13 protein-coding genes are annotated in these 15,589 nt (G+C 68.3%); 10 read left to right on the top strand and 3 right to left on the bottom strand.

What is annotated here, in order from left to right; all coding sequences use genetic code 11:
• Nucleotides 1-22: 22 nt before the first annotated feature.
• Nucleotides 23-1,087, bottom strand: a complete 1,065-nt coding sequence (locus FF090_RS16340; protein ID WP_138857736.1) for an MBL fold metallo-hydrolase — start codon at nucleotides 1,085-1,087, stop codon at nucleotides 23-25.
• A gap of 200 nt (nucleotides 1,088-1,287) precedes the next feature.
• Between FF090_RS16340 and FF090_RS16335 the strand changes: the two genes are divergently transcribed.
• On the top strand, nucleotides 1,288-1,992 hold the full coding sequence (locus FF090_RS16335; protein ID WP_138857735.1) for an energy transducer TonB: 705 nt from the start codon (nucleotides 1,288-1,290) through the stop codon (nucleotides 1,990-1,992).
• A 50-nt stretch (nucleotides 1,993-2,042) separates the two neighbouring features.
• Nucleotides 2,043-2,735 carry an energy transducer TonB gene (locus tag FF090_RS16330; protein WP_175423692.1) on the top strand — a complete coding sequence of 231 codons (693 nt, stop codon included), beginning with the start codon at nucleotides 2,043-2,045 and terminating at the stop codon, nucleotides 2,733-2,735.
• A gap of 27 nt (nucleotides 2,736-2,762) precedes the next feature.
• Here FF090_RS16330 and FF090_RS16325 read toward each other — a convergent pair whose 3' ends face one another.
• Entirely contained in the window at nucleotides 2,763-5,171 is a 2,409-nt protein-coding gene (locus tag FF090_RS16325) for a heavy metal translocating P-type ATPase (protein ID WP_138857733.1), read from the bottom strand.
• Between the two features lie 121 nt (nucleotides 5,172-5,292).
• Between FF090_RS16325 and FF090_RS16320 the strand changes: the two genes are divergently transcribed.
• Genes FF090_RS16320 through FF090_RS16305 form a run of 4 tightly spaced genes read left to right on the top strand, consistent with a single transcriptional unit; the run spans nucleotide 5,293 to nucleotide 8,616 of the window.
• Nucleotides 5,293-5,712 carry a GntR family transcriptional regulator gene (locus tag FF090_RS16320; protein ID WP_217502992.1) on the top strand — a complete coding sequence of 140 codons (420 nt, stop codon included), beginning with the start codon at nucleotides 5,293-5,295 and terminating at the stop codon, nucleotides 5,710-5,712.
• Nucleotides 5,709-6,632, top strand: coding sequence for an ABC transporter ATP-binding protein (locus FF090_RS16315; protein ID WP_138857732.1), 924 nt, complete (start codon nucleotides 5,709-5,711; stop codon nucleotides 6,630-6,632). Before FF090_RS16320 ends, FF090_RS16315 begins: the two co-directional genes overlap by 4 nt.
• Before the next feature lie 2 nt (nucleotides 6,633-6,634).
• Entirely contained in the window at nucleotides 6,635-8,410 is a 1,776-nt protein-coding gene (locus FF090_RS16310; protein ID WP_138857731.1) for a hypothetical protein, read from the top strand.
• Nucleotides 8,407-8,616, top strand: a complete 210-nt coding sequence (locus FF090_RS16305; protein ID WP_138857730.1) for a heavy-metal-associated domain-containing protein — start codon at nucleotides 8,407-8,409, stop codon at nucleotides 8,614-8,616. Before FF090_RS16310 ends, FF090_RS16305 begins: the two co-directional genes overlap by 4 nt.
• Here FF090_RS16305 and FF090_RS16300 read toward each other — a convergent pair.
• Nucleotides 8,601-9,116, bottom strand: coding sequence for a nuclear transport factor 2 family protein (locus FF090_RS16300; RefSeq protein ID WP_138857729.1), 516 nt, complete (start codon nucleotides 9,114-9,116; stop codon nucleotides 8,601-8,603). The genes FF090_RS16305 and FF090_RS16300 overlap by 16 nt on opposite strands.
• A gap of 154 nt (nucleotides 9,117-9,270) precedes the next feature.
• Here FF090_RS16300 and FF090_RS16295 point away from each other — a divergent pair, with 154 nt between their 5' ends.
• The 4 genes from FF090_RS16295 (at nucleotide 9,271) to FF090_RS16280 (ending at nucleotide 15,578) form a co-directional block, all read left to right on the top strand.
• Nucleotides 9,271-10,404 carry a sensor histidine kinase gene (locus FF090_RS16295; protein ID WP_138857728.1) on the top strand — a complete coding sequence of 378 codons (1,134 nt, stop codon included), beginning with the start codon at nucleotides 9,271-9,273 and terminating at the stop codon, nucleotides 10,402-10,404.
• The gene (locus tag FF090_RS16290; protein ID WP_138857727.1) at nucleotides 10,401-11,522 is read left to right on the top strand and encodes a sensor histidine kinase; all 1,122 of its coding nucleotides are present in this window, start codon (nucleotides 10,401-10,403) and stop codon (nucleotides 11,520-11,522) included. Before FF090_RS16295 ends, FF090_RS16290 begins: the two co-directional genes overlap by 4 nt.
• Nucleotides 11,494-12,282 (top strand): LytR/AlgR family response regulator transcription factor, encoded by a 789-nt coding sequence (locus tag FF090_RS16285; RefSeq protein WP_138857726.1) that lies wholly within the window; start codon nucleotides 11,494-11,496, stop codon nucleotides 12,280-12,282. Before FF090_RS16290 ends, FF090_RS16285 begins: the two co-directional genes overlap by 29 nt.
• Before the next feature lie 197 nt (nucleotides 12,283-12,479).
• A complete protein-coding gene (locus tag FF090_RS16280; RefSeq protein WP_138857725.1) occupies nucleotides 12,480-15,578 on the top strand; it encodes a TonB-dependent receptor in 3,099 nt (1,032 codons plus the stop codon).
• The last annotated feature ends 11 nt before the right edge of the window (nucleotides 15,579-15,589 follow it).

Here is a 15,589-nt window from a genome sequence, read left to right as displayed (position 1 = left end):
AGGGTTGGCGGCGTTTTCGCATTCAGGGGGCGCTGAAGCGCCAGACGCCCTGCGAATCAGCGGCGCGCTGAGCCTCGCCGCGTAGCCACAGATGGTTCAGGTGTGCAATCGCTTCGCCCATCGCAAAGGTGGTTTGGTGCAGGTCCAGGCCGGGGCGGAACAGCAGGGGCAGGGAGTCGGCGGCGCTCAGGGCTTGAGTGTGAAGGGTCGTGCGCAGCAGATCCAAGCGCTCGTCGTGATGCGCCACCAGCTGCCGCACGCGCCGTTGCAGGCCCCGGAACGGCCGGCCATGCGCCGGCAGCACCAGGGTGCTGTCGGGCAGATCCTGCAGCCGCGCCAGGGATTCCAGGTAGAGCCGCAGCGGGTCGGCCTCGGGTTCTGAGTCCACCACGCTGATGTTGGTGGAAATGCGCGGCAGCACCATGTCGCCGGCAATCAGCCACCCGCTCTCCGGCTGGTTGAAGCTCAGGTGCTCGGGGGAATGCCCGAAGCCGGCGCGTGCCTGCCAGCGCTGGTCGCCCACGCGCAGCCACTCCTGGTCAAACACACGGCGATAGGCGGCGGGCACCTGGGGCACCATGCGTGGGTAGTAGTCAGCGCGGGCGCGAATCTTGGCCTGCGAATCGGGGTCCACCAGGCCATGACTGGCAAAGAACTGCGCGGCGGCTTCGCCGCCCATGCCCACGGTGGATTGGCTGGCCAGGCGGGCGATCTGGAAGTCGGTGGCGCTCATCCACAAACGGCAGTTCCAGCGTTCGCACAGCCAGGCGGCGTTGCCCATGTGGTCGGGGTGAAAGTGGGTGACCAGCACACGCCGCACCGGCGCGCCGCCCAGCACCCCGCTGGCAAAGATGGACTCCCAGTGCGCCCGCGTGCCGGCGTCGGCAATGCCGCAGTCCACCACCGTCCAGCCTGGCCCTTGCACGGGGTCGTCGTCGCGCAGCAGCCACAGATTGATGTGGTTCAGGGCAAAGGGCAGGGGCATGCGCAGCCACAGCAGGCCAGGCGCAAGTGCCAAAGTCTGGCCGGGGGCGGGAAGGGTGTCGCCGAGCGGAAAGTCCAGCTCGGCCTCTTGGGCATTGGCCATGGGCAGTGTGAAGTTCTGGCGGGAGGGGCGGGGGTGAGCCTACCCGGTCTTGTGCAATGCAGCACATTGAGGTGGCGGCCCTAGGCGGCAGCCGGGATTACCCCAGCCGCATTCAGGGGGGTGCTCCGTACACTGCGCCGCCCATGGCCCCAGAGCTTTGGTCGCTGAGTTTCTAGCGCGGGCAGGGGTTGGAGACTGCGATGTTTCGATCGAACAAGACGCTGCTGGTCAGCGCCGCCGGATTGCTGATGCTCAGCCTGGGGGTGCAAGCGCAGGTGAGCGACGCCAAGAAGGATGCGGCGACCTTGAGCGATCAGGCACGCGCGCAGCGGGACGCCAACAAAGTACTGAATTTCATCCGCTTCCATGCGGTGCGTCCGGCCGCGGCGCCCAAGCTGGTGGCGCGAGCCGAGCCGGAGAAGGACGAGGTCCAGGCCCCGCGCGGGCCGGCTGCTGCGGCCTCCGCGCCCGTGACCACCGTGGCTCAGGCCGAGGCGCTGCTGCGCGAGGCGCCGCCGGCTGGGGGTTCGAATAAGTCCAGCAGCCCTCCCGATCAGACCCTGCCAGCACCGGAAGTGCGGCCGGACCTGCCGCCCGAGGCGAAGCCGGCGCCAGAAGGCCAGCCCGAGCCCGCGGTGGAACCCGAGCCGCAGCCGCTGCAACTGATCGCGCATGTGGATCCCCAGGTGCCGGCGCAGTTTCAGTCCCAGGTGCGCAGCGGCCAGGTGACGGTGCGTTTTGTCGTGAGCCCGCAGGGGCAGGTGGTGAAGGCCGAGGCCAAGGCCGGGGCACAGCGGCGCCTGGCGCAGGCGGCCGTTCGGGCCGTGGAGCAATGGCGCTTTGCCCCTTTGAGTGAGGCCCGTGAGGCCGAGGTCGAGATCGCTTTCAAGTTCGATAGCGAGTGAGTTTTTTGCCTGACGCTGAATGCGGCGGGTCTTTCGGAGTGGATATGTCGGTGTTTGGTCGCAGTGTGGTTTGTGTGGGTTTGATGGTGGCGATGGGCGGGGCCTGGGCGCAGGCCGATGCCGGGGGCATCTCGGATGCCGAGCGCGCCAAGCGCGATGCCCAGAAGGTGTTCAGCTTCATCAAGTTCTCGACCGTGAAGCCGGCCAAGGACAAAGACGCCAAGGACTCCAAAGACAGCAAGGAAGCCGCCGCCAAGCCGGCGCCCGCCAAGGCACCGGCCACGCCGGCCCGTCCGGTCGAGCGGCCGGCGGCCGTGGCGGCCGCGCCGGCCTCACCCGCTGCCGCAGTGACCGAGACCGCCGTGCCGCTGGACACCACCCAGACCGCCGCCCAGCCGGTGCAGGCCGTCACCTTGCCGGCACAGGTAGAGCCGCAGCCCCCTGTCGCCGCGGTACCCGCCGCTCCGGTGGTGGAGGAGCCCGACGAGGTCGAGCTCAAGCTGGTGCACTATGTGGCCCCGGATATGAATCGTCAGGTCATCGAAGCCATGGCCGATCGGCCGCAAGTGATCCCGGTGCGTTTCGTGGTGGGTACGGATGGCAAGGTCATCAAGGCCGAGCCCAAGGCGGGCGCCAATCGCCGCCTGGGTCAAGCCGCCGCACGGGCTATTTCGCAATGGCGCTTCGAGCCACTGCCGGCCGAGCGCACCGTGGACGTGGAGCTGTCCTTCAAGCCTGAGTGATCAGGCGCGGGGGATTCGACCCGTGTATCAAGCCTTGTAGCGCCAGCGCCTGAGCCACAGCGCATTGCCCAGCACCATCAGGCTGCTGGCGGCCATGGCGGCGCTGGCTGCCATGGGCGGCAGGCGCCCGGCCATGGCCAGGGGCAGCATCAGGGCGTTGAATCCAAAAGCCCAGAACAGATTCATCCGGATCGTCAGCAGGGTGCGGCGCGCCAGGGCCACGGCCTCGGGGATGCGGCGCAAGTCATTGGCCAGCAGGGTCAGGGTGGCGGACTCCGCCGCCAGCGCGGTGCCCTGTCCATCCGCCCCCAGGGCAATGCCGACATCGGCCGCCGCCAGCGCCGGGGCGTCGTTGATGCCGTCTCCCACCATGGCCACGGCCTCGCCCCGCGCCTTCCAGGCGTGAATGGCCGAGAGCTTGTCCTGCGGTAGCAGGCCGCCGTGCACATCGTCGGCCTCGGCAAAGCCCAGGCCCCGGGCCAGCGCCATCGCGGTCTCGGGGCGGTCGCCCGAGAGGAGGCTGCAGCGCAGGCCCTGAGCGCGCAAGGCATCCAGCGCACTGCGGGCCTCGGTGCGCGCGCGGTCGCCAAAGGCCAGCAAGCCGAGCAGGCGTGGCTCGGGCTGGGTCTGCGCCAGCCAGCTGACGCTATAGCCCTGGGTCGCCTGGGCCTGGGCCGCGCTTTCCCAGGCGCCGGTGGGCAGACCCAGCTCGGCCAGGTAGCGGCTGGAGCCCAGATGCAGGCGAAGCTCTCCCAGCTGGCCTTGCAGACCCAGACCGGCCAGGGTGCGCAGATCCTTTGCCTCGGGTGTGGGCAGATCGCCCTGGGCCTGGCGCAGGGCTTGTGAGAGCGGGTGGCTGCTGCCCTGGGCCAGGGCGGCGGCCAGGGCCTGCACCTGCAGGCGGTTCAGATCAGCCAGCGGTTCGATGTGCGCCAGCTCGGGTTCGCCGCGCGTCAGGGTGCCGGTCTTGTCAAAGGCCATGCGTTGGATGCCGGCGAGCTGTTCCAGCGCGCCGGCGTCGCGCACCAGCAGGCCCCGGCGCGCAGCCTGGCCGATGCCCACCACCACGGCGGTGGGCGTGGCCAGACCCAGGGCGCAGGGACAGGCCACCACCAGCACGGCCACCGCAGCCAACAGGCCGCGTCCGCCTTGCCCGGCCAGTACCCAGCCGGCAAGCGTCAGCAGGGCCAGCAGCATCACGGCCGGTACGAAGCGTGCTGCCACGCGGTCGGCCAGGCCCTGGATGGGTGCCTTGCTGGCTTGGGCCGACTCAATCAGGCGTACCAGCTGCGCGAGGCTGGAGGCGGCGGCCGTTTGCGTGGCGCGCAGCTCGATCACCCCGTCCAGGTTCAGGCCACCGGCACGCAGCAAGTCGCCGGGTGCGCGCGCCAGCGGCATGGGCTCGCCATTCAGATGCGCCTCGTTGATGTGGCTGCGGCCCTCGGTCAGGCGGCCGTCGCAGGGAATGCGGCCACCCGGGCGCACGCGCACGCGGTCGCCGGGCTTGAGCTCAGCCAGCGGGTGCAGCTGCCATTGGCCATCGCGCCAGAGTTCGGCCTGGGCGGGCGCCAGTTCCTGCAGGCCGCGCAGGGCGGCGCCGGTGGCGCGTTTGGCACGCGCCTCCAGCCAACGGCCCAGCAGCACAAAACTCAAAATGGCTGCGCCGGACTCAAAAAACAGATCCATGGCCCCGGCGCCGCGCCCCAGCAGCCAGGCGCTCAGGCCGAAGGCCGCGCTCGAGCCCAGCGCAATCAGCACATCCATGCCCGGGCTGCCCGCGCGCAGGCCGGCCCAGGCGGCGCGGTAAAAGCGGCGCCCCGGGCCGAACTGCACCCCGGCTGCCAGCAGGGCCTGCCAAGCGCCCGGCAGCATCAGGTGCAGGCCGAAGGGTTGAACCAGCATGGGCAGCAGCAAGGGCAGGGTGAGTGCCCAAGCCAGCAACACATCGCGGCGCAGCCGTGCGGCCTCCTGCGCCAGGGCGGAGCCGGCGTCGGTTTGGGTCTGCAGCGCCGCCCCGAAGCCGGCTGCGCGTGCCGCCTGTAGCAAGGCCCCCGGTGCCGTGCTGGGCAGGGCCTGCAAAGCGGCCGTGGCCGCCCCCAGATTGACTTGCACCAGCACCACCCCAGGCACGCGCGCCAGCGCCTCGTGGGCGCGCAATGCGTCGGCGGCGTCGTGCAGGCCGCTCAAGTGCAGGCTGGCCTGGGTGAGCGGGATGTCATAACCCACCTTGCGAAGGGCGGCCATCAGGGCCACAGCGCTCCAGCCCGGCTCGACGCGCAGCTGGGCGCGGTTCTCGGTCAGTAGCACCTCGGCCTTGAGCACACCGGCCACGCCGGCCAAGGCCTTCTCAACGCGCGCCACGCAGGCGGCGCAATGCATGCCACTGATGGGCATGGCGAGGTCAACCGAGGTGTGTGCAGAAGGAAGGGCAGCCATGGCGGCGCAGTGTAGGCAGACCCTGCCCGGGGGATGCCCCGAACAAGGCCTGACTTTGGGCAGGGGTGGCCGCGCTGTCTACACTGTACTAGTTTGACTAATACAGAAGATGGAGTGAAGCATGTCATCGCTGCAGCGGGCCCGGCCCCTGATGTTGGATGTGCGGCCCGGGGACTCGCGCCCCTTGGGGCGCCAGATCGTGGATGGCGTGCGCCGCCAGATCGCCGCCGGCGAGCTGCCCGTGGGCGCGCAGCTGCCCAGCGTGCGGGTGCTGGCGCAGCAGCTCTTGATCAACCCCAACACCGTGGCCAAGGCCTATGCCGAGCTGTGCAGCGAGGGCTGGCTAGAGAGCCAGCCCGGCCTGGGCCTCTTTGTGGCGGCGCCCCGTGAGCGTCTCAGTCCGGCCGAGCAGCAGCGCCGCCTGGATGCGGCCTGCAACCAGTTTGTGGATGACGTGCTGGGCCTGGACTTCACGGCCGAGGAGGTGTGTGAGCGGCTCTACGGCGAGTTGCAGGGCTATCAGAAGAGGAAACAGGCATGAGCCCGTGGGTGATCGAAACCGAGCGCCTGACGCGGCGCTTTGGCAGCAAGACGGCATTGGATGACTTGAGCCTCCGCGTGGCGCGTGGCGGCGTGCATGCCATCGTGGGCGCCAACGGGGCCGGCAAATCGACCTTGTTCCGCATCCTGTTGGGCTTCATGCAGCCTGATGCCGGCAGCGCCAGCGTGCTGGGCCTGCCGGCCGATCGCCTGCGCGCGCAGGACCGCGGGCGCATCGGCTTCGTCAACGAGGAGCATCACCTGCCCGGCTGGATGCCGGTACGCGAGCTGGTGGCCTTGCAGCACCAGCAGTACGCCGCGCGCTGGCGCGAGGCGCCGCTGAACCAGGTGCTGTCCTTCTTCCAGGTGTTGCCGCAGCAGCGTGTGGGCGAGCTCTCGCGCGGCGAACGCGCCGGCTTGAGCCTGGGGCTGGCGCTGGCGCAGGGGCCCGAGCTGCTGTTGCTGGACGAACCCACCCTGGGCCTGGACGTGGTGGCCAAGCGCGCCTTTCTGGACGCCCTGATGCAGGTCGGCCTGGAGCAAGGCTGCACCATCATCTACTGCTCGCACCTGATGGACGAGATCGAGCGCCTGGCCGAGCAGCTGATCGTCATCGAGCGCGGCCGGCTGCGCTACCAATGCGAGCCTGAAGCGCTGTGCCAGCGCGTCCGCCTGTGGCAGGTGGAGTTCCCCTTCCAGACGCCGTCGCTGCGCGACCTGCCCGGCCTGCTCAGCCACCAGCCTCTGGGCGGCCTGACCGAGCTGCTGCTGCTCGATCAGAGCGAAGAACAGGTGCGCGCCCAACTGCAGCAACGCGGCGCCGCGCGCATGGCCAGCATGGGGGTCAGCCTGGACCGTGCCATCAATGGCCTGCTGGCTCAGTGCCATGCCGGCACGGCGCTCCACACCGAATGGGCCTGAAGATGTTTGCGTTGTTTCGTTCCGAGTGGCGTCGTTTGCGTGGCGTCGCGCTGGCTGGTTTGGCCCTGCATGCACTGCCCCTGCTCTACCTGGCGCGGCTGTTGAACCTGCCGCAGCAGTCGCAGAGTTTGCTGACCCTGTTTGCGGTGTTCTACCTGTTGCTGGGCCTGTTGTTCGGGGCCTGGCAGGCGGCGGCGCATCGGCGCGGTGGGGCCTGGTTGCAGCTGCTGCATCGGCCGCTGGCACCCTGGCGTGTGGCCCTGGCCCTGTTGGGGGCGGGCGGGTCCAGCCTGGGTTTGATGGTGGCCGGCCCCTTGTTCTTGAGCCTGCCCTTGCAGTCGGCCTGGGGCCGGCTGGTGGAGGCCCATCACCTGGGCTTGTGCGTCTACGCCGCCTTGGTGGCTTTGGGCGGCTATCTGTGTGGCTGGGCCGCCAGCCTGGGGCCGCGCGGGCGCAGCCTGCCTGTGCTGGCCCTGCCGCTTTTGATGCTGTTCCAGTACCAGCCCTTGCCCTGGCTGTTGCTGCCCATGGTGCTGTTCAATGGGTTTGCGCTGGCGCTGGTGTTGGATCGCTTCCGCCCCGATACCGAGCGTCGCCCGCGCGGCTTCAGCCTGGTGCTGCAGGGGGCTGCGCTGTTCTGGCTCGTGGCCACGCTGCTGGGCCTCTTGCTGTCGCTGGGCGGGCAGGCGGCATTGAGTCTGGTCGGGCACCATCCTTCGCAGGAGCAGACGCCGGAGAACGGCTTCGAAGCCTGGCGGCGCCTGAAGTTGCCGGCGCAAATCGAGCGTCTGGGGCATCGTCTGCCCGAAGCCCTGGCGGGTCAGCGCCCCGGCGTGTTGCGCTATCCGGTGCGCCGCATGGACCAGCGCCATCAACCCGCGGCGATCCACACCCTGAGCTGGCGGGCCGCTGAGCTGGAGGCGGAGGTGGACTTCAGCCATCAGCACATGCTCTACCGCGTGCAGGGCGCGCGCGGCAAGTTGCTGGGTTGGCTGGGCACCGATGGGCTGCAGCCCCAGCCGCAGGCCCGCCATGCGTTCAGCCAGCCGCCCCTGATGCATCCGGCGGGCGTGCTGGAGGGGCGGCGTTTGTGGATCTGGGACGGCGCGGCCAAGCGCCTGCAACCGGGCCTGACGCTCCCCCTTGCTGATGGCGACATCCAGGACCTGCACCCGGTGGGCGCACGCCAGCTGCTGGTGGTGAGTGCCTGGGCGGTGAAGCTGATGCAGCGCGCCCCGGAGGGAGGCTGGGCGACGCAATGGCGCCATCCCTTGCCCCAAGGCGCGGAGTCCATCGAAGCCCTGCAATGGTTGCACGATGAGAGCAGCGGCACCCTGTGGCTCAGCCTGCTCGAGGGCCGCCACATGCGGGCCGTACCGCGCCGTTTGCAGGCTTGGCGCATCGGTGCGGTGGGCGCGCAGCGCTTGGGTGTCCGCACCCCGGAGCCCGACTTCCCCGACTGGCTGGTGCGCGCCGATTGGGTGGTGGCGCCCTTGTTCACTCAGCTGGGCGAGGTACTGCAGTCCGTGCAGGACCGCCACTTCGGCAAGGCGCACTGGCAGGCCGCCGATGCCTGGCCGCAGCCCGCCACCCAGCGTCTGGCCGTGGGCTTGAGCCTGCTGGCGGCCGTGGGCGCCGCCCTGCTGGCGCGCCGGCGCGCGGCCCACTGGCATTGGGTTTGGGCGGCGCTGTTGCTCGGGCCGGCCTTGCTGCCGGTGCAGGGGCTGTTGCAGACGCCGACGCGCCGCGCCTGGCACTTGCGCACAATGCCGGCATGAGCACCGTTGAACACCAATTCCAAGTCCCCGATCTCAGCTGCGGCCATTGCGTGGCCGCCGTGACCCGGGCCCTGCAGGCCCTGCATCCGCTGGTGGAGGTGCAGGCGGACCCGGCCAGCAAGCAGGTGCGGGTCAGCGCGCCGGCCGGTGTGAGTGCGGCGCAGCTGACGCAGGCGCTCACCGCGGCGGGTTACCCGCCGGCCTGAAGCTTCTTGGCGCGGGCGGCGCGCAGGGCTGTGGCGAAGGGTTTGTAGTCCGCCGTGTCCTGGTGCTCCAGCACCCTGCCATCGCGCACCTGCAGGCGCACCACAAAGGGCATGCGGGTGTCCACCACCAAGCCGTCGGGCAGGGCCAGGCTCCACTCCAGTTCGCCCACGAAGACCATGTGCTCGCCCGAGGCGAACTGGCTCTGCGGGTGAAAGTGCATGGCATGGATGCCGGCATGGGTCTCGCGGAAGGCCTTCATCAACTCAAGCTTGCCCTGCTTGCCCACGGCGCCGAACACCAGATGGGCGGTGGCGTCGTCAAAGCGCGCCTGTTCGTCCAGCAAAGGCTCCAACCGGTCCCAGTCGCGCGCGATGTAGGCCTCGAAATAGGCCTTGGCCACGGCTTCGGTCTGGGCCGAGCGTTCGGCCAGGGTGGGACGAGGCGCCTGTGCAAAGGCGGGTGGGGTGAGCAGGGCGAGGCAGAGGATCCAGGTTTTCATCTTGGGTGGCAGTTGGGGCTGAACCGGAGGATCCGGTCCGCAGGCGCCGATGCTCGCCAAGTTCACTGACCTGGTGCTCGCTGTGGGATGAAGGGCCGGCGTGCTGCCACCAACGGGGGCGGCCTTCTCGGGGTGCCCCTCTACAGTCCTGGCAATGAATGTGTCACCACCCCCCGCAAGCGCCTCGGCCTGGACCGCCTGGCGATTCGTGGCGGCCGTGGTGGCGCTGTGGTCCACCGTCTCGCTCACTCTCAGTTGGAGCCAGTACCAGGACTTGACCCAGCTGGGCCAGACCCCCTCCTTTGGCTATTTGCTGCTGCAGTACTGGGTGGCTACTTTGATGCAGATGCTGTTCACCTTGGCGGTGGGCTTGCTGCTGCAGCGTCATCCCGACTGGGTGAAGCATCCTGTGCGGCTGGTTGTTGGCGCCTTGGTCGCGATTCCGCTCTATCTCGCGGTGGCCACGCCGACTTCGATCTTCCTGCTGCTGGTGGCCAAGGGGAAACCGCTCTCGGGTTGGTGGCCGGCGCTGCAGCAATGGCCCGCGGTGAACCTGTATGTGGACATGGTGACGGCGGCCGGGGTGATGTCGCTGCTGCTGGGCTGGAGCTTCTGGCGCCAGGCCCAGGCGCGACGCCAGCAGGTGCTGCAGGCTCGGGCCGAGAACCTGCGCCTGCGTCTGCATCTGCTGCAGGGGCAGTTGGAGCCGCACTTCATGTTCAACACCTTGAACAGCATTGCGGCCTTGGTTCGGGGGGCCGACCGTGCGGTGGCTCTGGCGGCGCTGAGCCGGCTCTCGGAGTTGTTGCGTTATTCCCTGCGGGCCAGCCAGCGCCGCTGGGTCAGCGTGGCCGATGAACTGGGCTTTATGGCCGACTATGTGGCCCTGCAGCGCCTGCGCTTTGGCGACAGCCTTCAGTGGCAGCAGCAGTTGCAGCCCCTGGACTGGGCGCGCTGGGCGTGTCCGCCGTTGTTGCTGCAGCCGCTCATCGAGGCCGCAATCCGACAGGGCCTGGAGTCGGCTGCACAGGCCCCTGTCACCTTGGTCATGAGCCGGCAGGCCGAGTGTTTGGTCTTGCAGCTGAGACAGCGTCCTCTCGACTCCACGGGTTCGGTCTGCACCTTTTTGCCCGAGGTGCAAGCTGCCTTGGAGCGGGTGCAGGAGCGCGTGCGGGTTCTCTATGGCGACGCTGCGGCCTGGCAGTGCCATCCGTCCGACGTGGGATTTGACTGGCAGCTGAGCTGGCCCCTGCGCGACCTGGACGATTTGGGTGAGGCCTCGGCATGAGCGCGATGACCGGGGCTACACGGGCGCCGCAGTCTCCCTTGCTTGGGGTGGGGGCGGTGATGCTCGGCTGGAGCCTGGTGGCCGTGGTGCTGGCGCTGAGTCGCAGCGCAGACCTGGTGCGCGCCGGCAAGGACGCCAGCCTGTGGCTCGCGTGGTGGGGAGCATGGCCCTCGCTGCTGCCGCACATGGTCTACAGCGGTTTGGTGGCCTGGATATTGCGCACCCGGCCGGATTTGTTGCAGCGCCCGGCTCGGCTGCTGCTTTGGGGTTTGTTGCTGACGCCGCTCTATGCGGTGCTGATCCGACCGCTCTGGCTGGCCATCCGCTTCAGCACGCGGGGTGGGGATTGGTCGACATATGGCGCCCAATTGGTGGCCCCACAGCGCACGGACCTCTGGCTTCTGAGCGTCGTCATGCTGGCCGGTCTGGCGGTACAGCTGAGCTTGGCCTGGTTGGCCCACAGCCGCGCCCAAGAGGAAGAGGCCTTGCGTGTTGACGAGGCCAATCTGCAGTTGCGCCTGCAGCTGCTGCAGGGGCAGCTGGAACCGCACTTCATGTTCAACACCCTGAACAGCATTGCCGCTCTGGTGCGTGGGGCCGAGCGTGAGGTGGCCTTGGGGGCCCTCACCAGGCTCTCCGAGCTGTTGCGTTACTCGCTGCGGGCCAGCCAGCAGCAGTGGGTCAGCGTGGCCGACGAGCTGCGGTTCGTGGACGACTATGTGGCCCTGCAGCGCCTTCGCTTTGGTGACGCCCTGCAATGGCAGGCCGAGGTGCAGCCGGATGAATGGTCGCGATGGGCCTGTCCGCCGCTGCTGCTGCAGCCCCTGGTGGAGAACGCCGTGCGCTACGGCCTGGAGTCCGGCGAGCCGGGCGTCATCCGCTTCAGCGTGCAAGGCCACGCCAAGCGCTTGCAGATCGAGCTGGACAACCCCCGCAGTGCCGACGCCCACTTGATGGCGGGCCATGGCGTGGGCCTCAGCAAAACCCGTGAGCGGGTGCAGATGCTGTACGGGAGTCAGGCCAGCCTGAGCACCGATGCGCAGCCGCACCACTTTCATCTGACCCTCAACCTGCCGCTAAGAGATCTCGATGGCACCTTGGAAAGTTCTGATCGTTGACGACGAGGCCTTGGCCCGCTCCAACCTGCAGTTGGCGCTGGCCGATCTGGCCGATTGGCAGGTCGTTGGCCTGTGTGCCAGCGCCGCCGAGGCCCGCGTGGCCATGGTGCAGCAGACCCCGGATCTGGTGCTGCTGGACATCCAGATGCCGCGCCAGCATGGCCTGTCTTTCGCCGCGGAGTTGGCCGCGCTGCCGCAGCCGCCACTGGTGGTCTTTGTCACGGCCCACGATGAGCACGCGCTGGCGGCCTTTGAGGTTCATGCCATCGACTACCTGCTCAAGCCGGTGGACGACGAGCGTCTCTCGCAGGCCTTGGCACGCGCTGCGGCCTTGTTGGGTCGGGCTCAGCAAGGGGACTATGCGCAGGGGCTGGGGGCCCTGGTGCAGGAGCGCCAAGCCCTGGCGAATCAGCAGCACATACCGGCCCTGAACCAGTTGGTGGTGCGTTCGGTGGGGCAGATCGAGCGCGTGGCGGTGAGTGAGCTCCGCTGGTTGGCTTCGGCCGGCAACTACGTTCAGCTGCACCTGCCAGGGCGCCGCCTGCTGCACCGCGCCACCCTGAGTGCGCTGGAGGAGCGCCTGCCGCCCGGTGAGTTTCTGCGGGTGCACCGCACCGCCCTGGTGAGGCCGGGGGAGTTGCAGTCTCTGGCGGTGGTGGGCGATGGGGTCTATGAGGCGACGCTGCGGGGTGGCGACACAGTGCCCGTGAGCGAACGCCATGTCGGCGCGGTGCGCGCACTTTTCGAAGGGCGAACCTGAACGAGGGGCGCGCTGCCGCGCAGCCATTCCGCCTTTGTCCCGGGCTTGGCCCCGCCGGGGCGGCCTCTGTTCCCTTCTGCAACGGCCTCTTGGATGGCGCCGTCGCCGCGCCGGCGGATCGTCCCAGACGCAGGTCGCAAAGGGGCTGAAATTTCCAGAATTTCCGCAGGACTTTTCCTGACCTCTGCGGAGATTTCATGCCCCGGTTTGCTTTGCTTTCCCGTCTCAATCCCATTGCCCAGGCCGCCGGCCTGTGCCTGGGCGCCACTCTGGCCCTGTCGCCGCTGGCGGCCCTGGCGCAGTCCAACACCACGGGCACCATCGTCGGCCGCGTCGAAGCCACGGCCGGCACCGAGACCCAACTCTTGATTGAAAACCTCGCCACCGGCGCCAAGCGCCGGGTGTCGGCCGGCGCCGACGGACGCTTCCAGGTCAGCTCTCTGGCCCCGGGGCGCTACCGTGTGTCCTTGGTCGATGGCGAGCGCACCCTGCGCAGCCAGGAGGTGGAGGTGCTGATCGGGGTGAGTGCCCAGGCCAATTTCGTCGAGGCCATGGAGCGCGTCACGGTGATCGGCGGCCGCCGCGTCATCGATGTCGGGGCGACGGAGAACGGCGCCACTTTCACGGCCAAGCAGTTGGCCGCCCTGCCGGTCACGCGCAATATGGATGGCATCGTGCAGCTGGCGCCGCAAACGGCGCCAGCCGACCCACGCTATCGCGGCGCCAGCTTCGGCGGCGGTGCGGCCACCGAAAACGCTTACTACATCAACGGCTTCCCGGTCACCAGTGCCTGGGCCCAGTTCGGTTCCAGCGAGCTGCCCTTCGGCGCCATTGCGCAGGCCCAGGTGTTGACTGGGGGGTTCGGCGTGGAATTCGGACGGTCGCTCGGTGGGGTGGTCAACATCATCACCAAGAGCGGTGGCAACGAATGGGAAGGCGGCGGCCGATTGAGCTGGGCTCCGAACAGCCTGAGAGCCAAGCGTCGCGATGTTTTCTACCCCATGACGGGCAAGCCCGAGGGCGCGACCACCGATGGCACTTTGCGCCAACGCTTCTCCGACAGCGAGCAGGATGTGAACAGCGCCAGCGTCTTCTTGGGCGGCCCGCTGATCGAGAACCGGCTGTTCGGCTTCCTGGCATTGGAGCAGCAGCGCACCGACAGCGGCCAGACCCGCCTGAGCACTGCCGGCACCGCCTCCGACCGTTGGGGCTGGCGTGATTCCGTGGAGACCACCAGCCGTTACGTCGGTCGCTTGGATTGGAATCTGCACGACGATCACCGACTGGAGCTGACCCTGGTGGGCGATAACAGCACCCGCAAGGACGACATTCGTGGCTACAACTACGCCACGGGTGCTCGCGGCGACACCGTCAACGCCCGCCTGCGTTACAAGAACTACGACACCGTCACCCCGGTGGGCGCCGACCTGGCGGTGTTGAAGTACAACGGGCAACTCAGCGACGACCTCAGCTTGTCGCTGACCCATGGCAAGAGCGTCAGCAAGCACAGCTTGAGCTCGCCGGATCGCGATGTGTACGACTCCTTCTCCGGCCTGGCGCCGATCTCGGCGCCGCCGCAGAACGTTCCCGCCGGTCTGGTGGCGCGCAACAACAGCCCCTTCCTCACCAACTCCACCATCATCCCCAAGGGGGCCAAGGATGAGGTCGTGGCCTCGCGCATCGACCTGGACTACCGCTTGGGCGAGCACAGCCTGCGCGCCGGCTGGGATCGCAACGAGATCACCGCCATCAACAACGGTCGCCAGCGTCCGGGCGCCAATGTCTGGGCTTATCTGAAGAGCAGCCAAGACCCCAACACCCCGATCACGATGAGCGTGGGCCCGCGGGTGGCGCCGGCCAGTGGTGGCGGCTTCGGTACTCAGGGCTATTACGTGCTCAAGAGCGTGTTCGAGACCACTACCGATGCGGGGTCCAAGCAATCGGCCCTGTTCCTGGAAGACAAGTGGCAGGCCGGCAAGGACCTGCAGCTGACCGGCGGTCTGCGCCACGAGACTTTCAGCCACACCAATGGCGAGGGCCAGGAATTTCTACGCATCGATCATCAGTGGCAGCCGCGTTTTGCCGCCGCCTGGGACGTGATGGGCGACGCCAGTCTCAAGCTCTACGGCAGCGCCGGTCGCTATGCGGTGCAAACCCCCAACCAGGTGAGTGAGCGCCACGCCAGCCGCAGCTGGAACACGCGCCAGTACTTCACCTACACCGGCATCGATGCCGCCACCGGCGCCCCCACCGGGCTGACGGCCCTGACCCAGCCGCGTTCGCCCAACAACGAGCTGGGCCAGGTGAAGGACCCGCGCACCCTGGTGGCGACGAATCTTCGCCCCAGCTACCAGGACGAGCTGAGCCTGGGCTTTGAGAAGGCGGTGGCCAAGGACTACAACCTGGGTGCCAAGATCACCTACCGCAAGCTGCGCACCGCCATCGACGACATGTGCGACACCCGCCCCTTTACCCAATGGGCGGCGCGCAACTCGGTCACGGTGTCCAGCCACTGGACCAGTACCTTCTCCTGCATGATCTTCAACCCCGGGCTGTCCAACACATTCCTGATGGACTTGGAGGGGCCGGGCCAGTACCGCGAGGTCAAGCTGAATCCGGCCGACTTCAGCGGCGAAGACACCGGCGTGGCCTTCCCCAAGGCCAAGCGCAGCTATCTCGCGCTGGACCTGACGGCCGAGCATCCGCTGCGCAATGGCTGGTACGGCAAAGTGGGCTACACCTATTCGCGCAACCGCGGCAATACCGAGGGCCAGACCAACTCGGACGTGGGCCAGACCGATGTGTCCAAGACCCAGACCTGGGACTTCCCGGAGCAGATGCTGGGCGCCTATGGCCCCTTGCCCAACCAGCGCACCCATCAGCTCAAGGCCTTTGGCTATGCCGAGATCAATGCCGAATGGAGCGTGGGTGCCAACCTGCTGATTGCCTCGGGCCGGCCGAAGAATTGCACCGGCGATGCCAACCCAGCGTCCTTTGACCCCTATGCCTATGGCGGGCTGTTCTATTGCGATGGCCACCTGAGCCCACGCGGCAGCCGCGGCAAGCTGCCAGGTGAACGCCGCCTGGACCTGAACCTGGCCTACAAGCCCGAGTTCATCAAGGGCCTGACGGCGCGTGTGGATGTCTACAACGTCACCAACCGCCAGAGCGTGCAGGCGATTGACGAGCTCTACGAAGACGGCAGCGGCGGCTATAGCAACACTTATGGCATGCCGGTGGGCTTCACCGGCCCGCGCACGGTGACCTTCTCGGTGAGCTACGAACGCAAGTTCTAAGCCCTTGGCGT

The sequence above is a fragment of the Inhella inkyongensis genome, assembly GCF_005952805.1.
Taxonomy (GTDB): Bacteria; Pseudomonadota; Gammaproteobacteria; order Burkholderiales; family Burkholderiaceae_C; genus Inhella; species Inhella inkyongensis.
Note: the sequence above shows the minus strand (reverse complement) of the source record. Positions and strands in the feature narration are given on the sequence as shown.

What these genes read in the sequence shown, in the direction of transcription:
- FF090_RS16340 (WP_138857736.1), bottom strand. Translation starts at nt 1,087, where the DNA reads ATGGCCAATGCCCAAGAGGCCGAGCTGGACTTTCCGCTCGGCGACACC.
- FF090_RS16335 (WP_138857735.1), top strand. Translation starts at nt 1,288, where the DNA reads ATGTTTCGATCGAACAAGACGCTGCTGGTCAGCGCCGCCGGATTGCTG.
- FF090_RS16325 (WP_138857733.1), bottom strand. Translation starts at nt 5,171, where the DNA reads ATGGCTGCCCTTCCTTCTGCACACACCTCGGTTGACCTCGCCATGCCC.
- FF090_RS16320 (WP_217502992.1), top strand. Translation starts at nt 5,293, where the DNA reads ATGTCATCGCTGCAGCGGGCCCGGCCCCTGATGTTGGATGTGCGGCCC.
- FF090_RS16315 (WP_138857732.1), top strand. Translation starts at nt 5,709, where the DNA reads ATGAGCCCGTGGGTGATCGAAACCGAGCGCCTGACGCGGCGCTTTGGC.
- FF090_RS16310 (WP_138857731.1), top strand. Translation starts at nt 6,635, where the DNA reads ATGTTTGCGTTGTTTCGTTCCGAGTGGCGTCGTTTGCGTGGCGTCGCG.
- FF090_RS16305 (WP_138857730.1), top strand. Translation starts at nt 8,407, where the DNA reads ATGAGCACCGTTGAACACCAATTCCAAGTCCCCGATCTCAGCTGCGGC.
- FF090_RS16300 (WP_138857729.1), bottom strand. Translation starts at nt 9,116, where the DNA reads ATGAAAACCTGGATCCTCTGCCTCGCCCTGCTCACCCCACCCGCCTTT.
- FF090_RS16295 (WP_138857728.1), top strand. Translation starts at nt 9,271, where the DNA reads ATGAATGTGTCACCACCCCCCGCAAGCGCCTCGGCCTGGACCGCCTGG.
- FF090_RS16290 (WP_138857727.1), top strand. Translation starts at nt 10,401, where the DNA reads ATGAGCGCGATGACCGGGGCTACACGGGCGCCGCAGTCTCCCTTGCTT.
- FF090_RS16285 (WP_138857726.1), top strand. Translation starts at nt 11,494, where the DNA reads ATGGCACCTTGGAAAGTTCTGATCGTTGACGACGAGGCCTTGGCCCGC.
- FF090_RS16280 (WP_138857725.1), top strand. Translation starts at nt 12,480, where the DNA reads ATGCCCCGGTTTGCTTTGCTTTCCCGTCTCAATCCCATTGCCCAGGCC.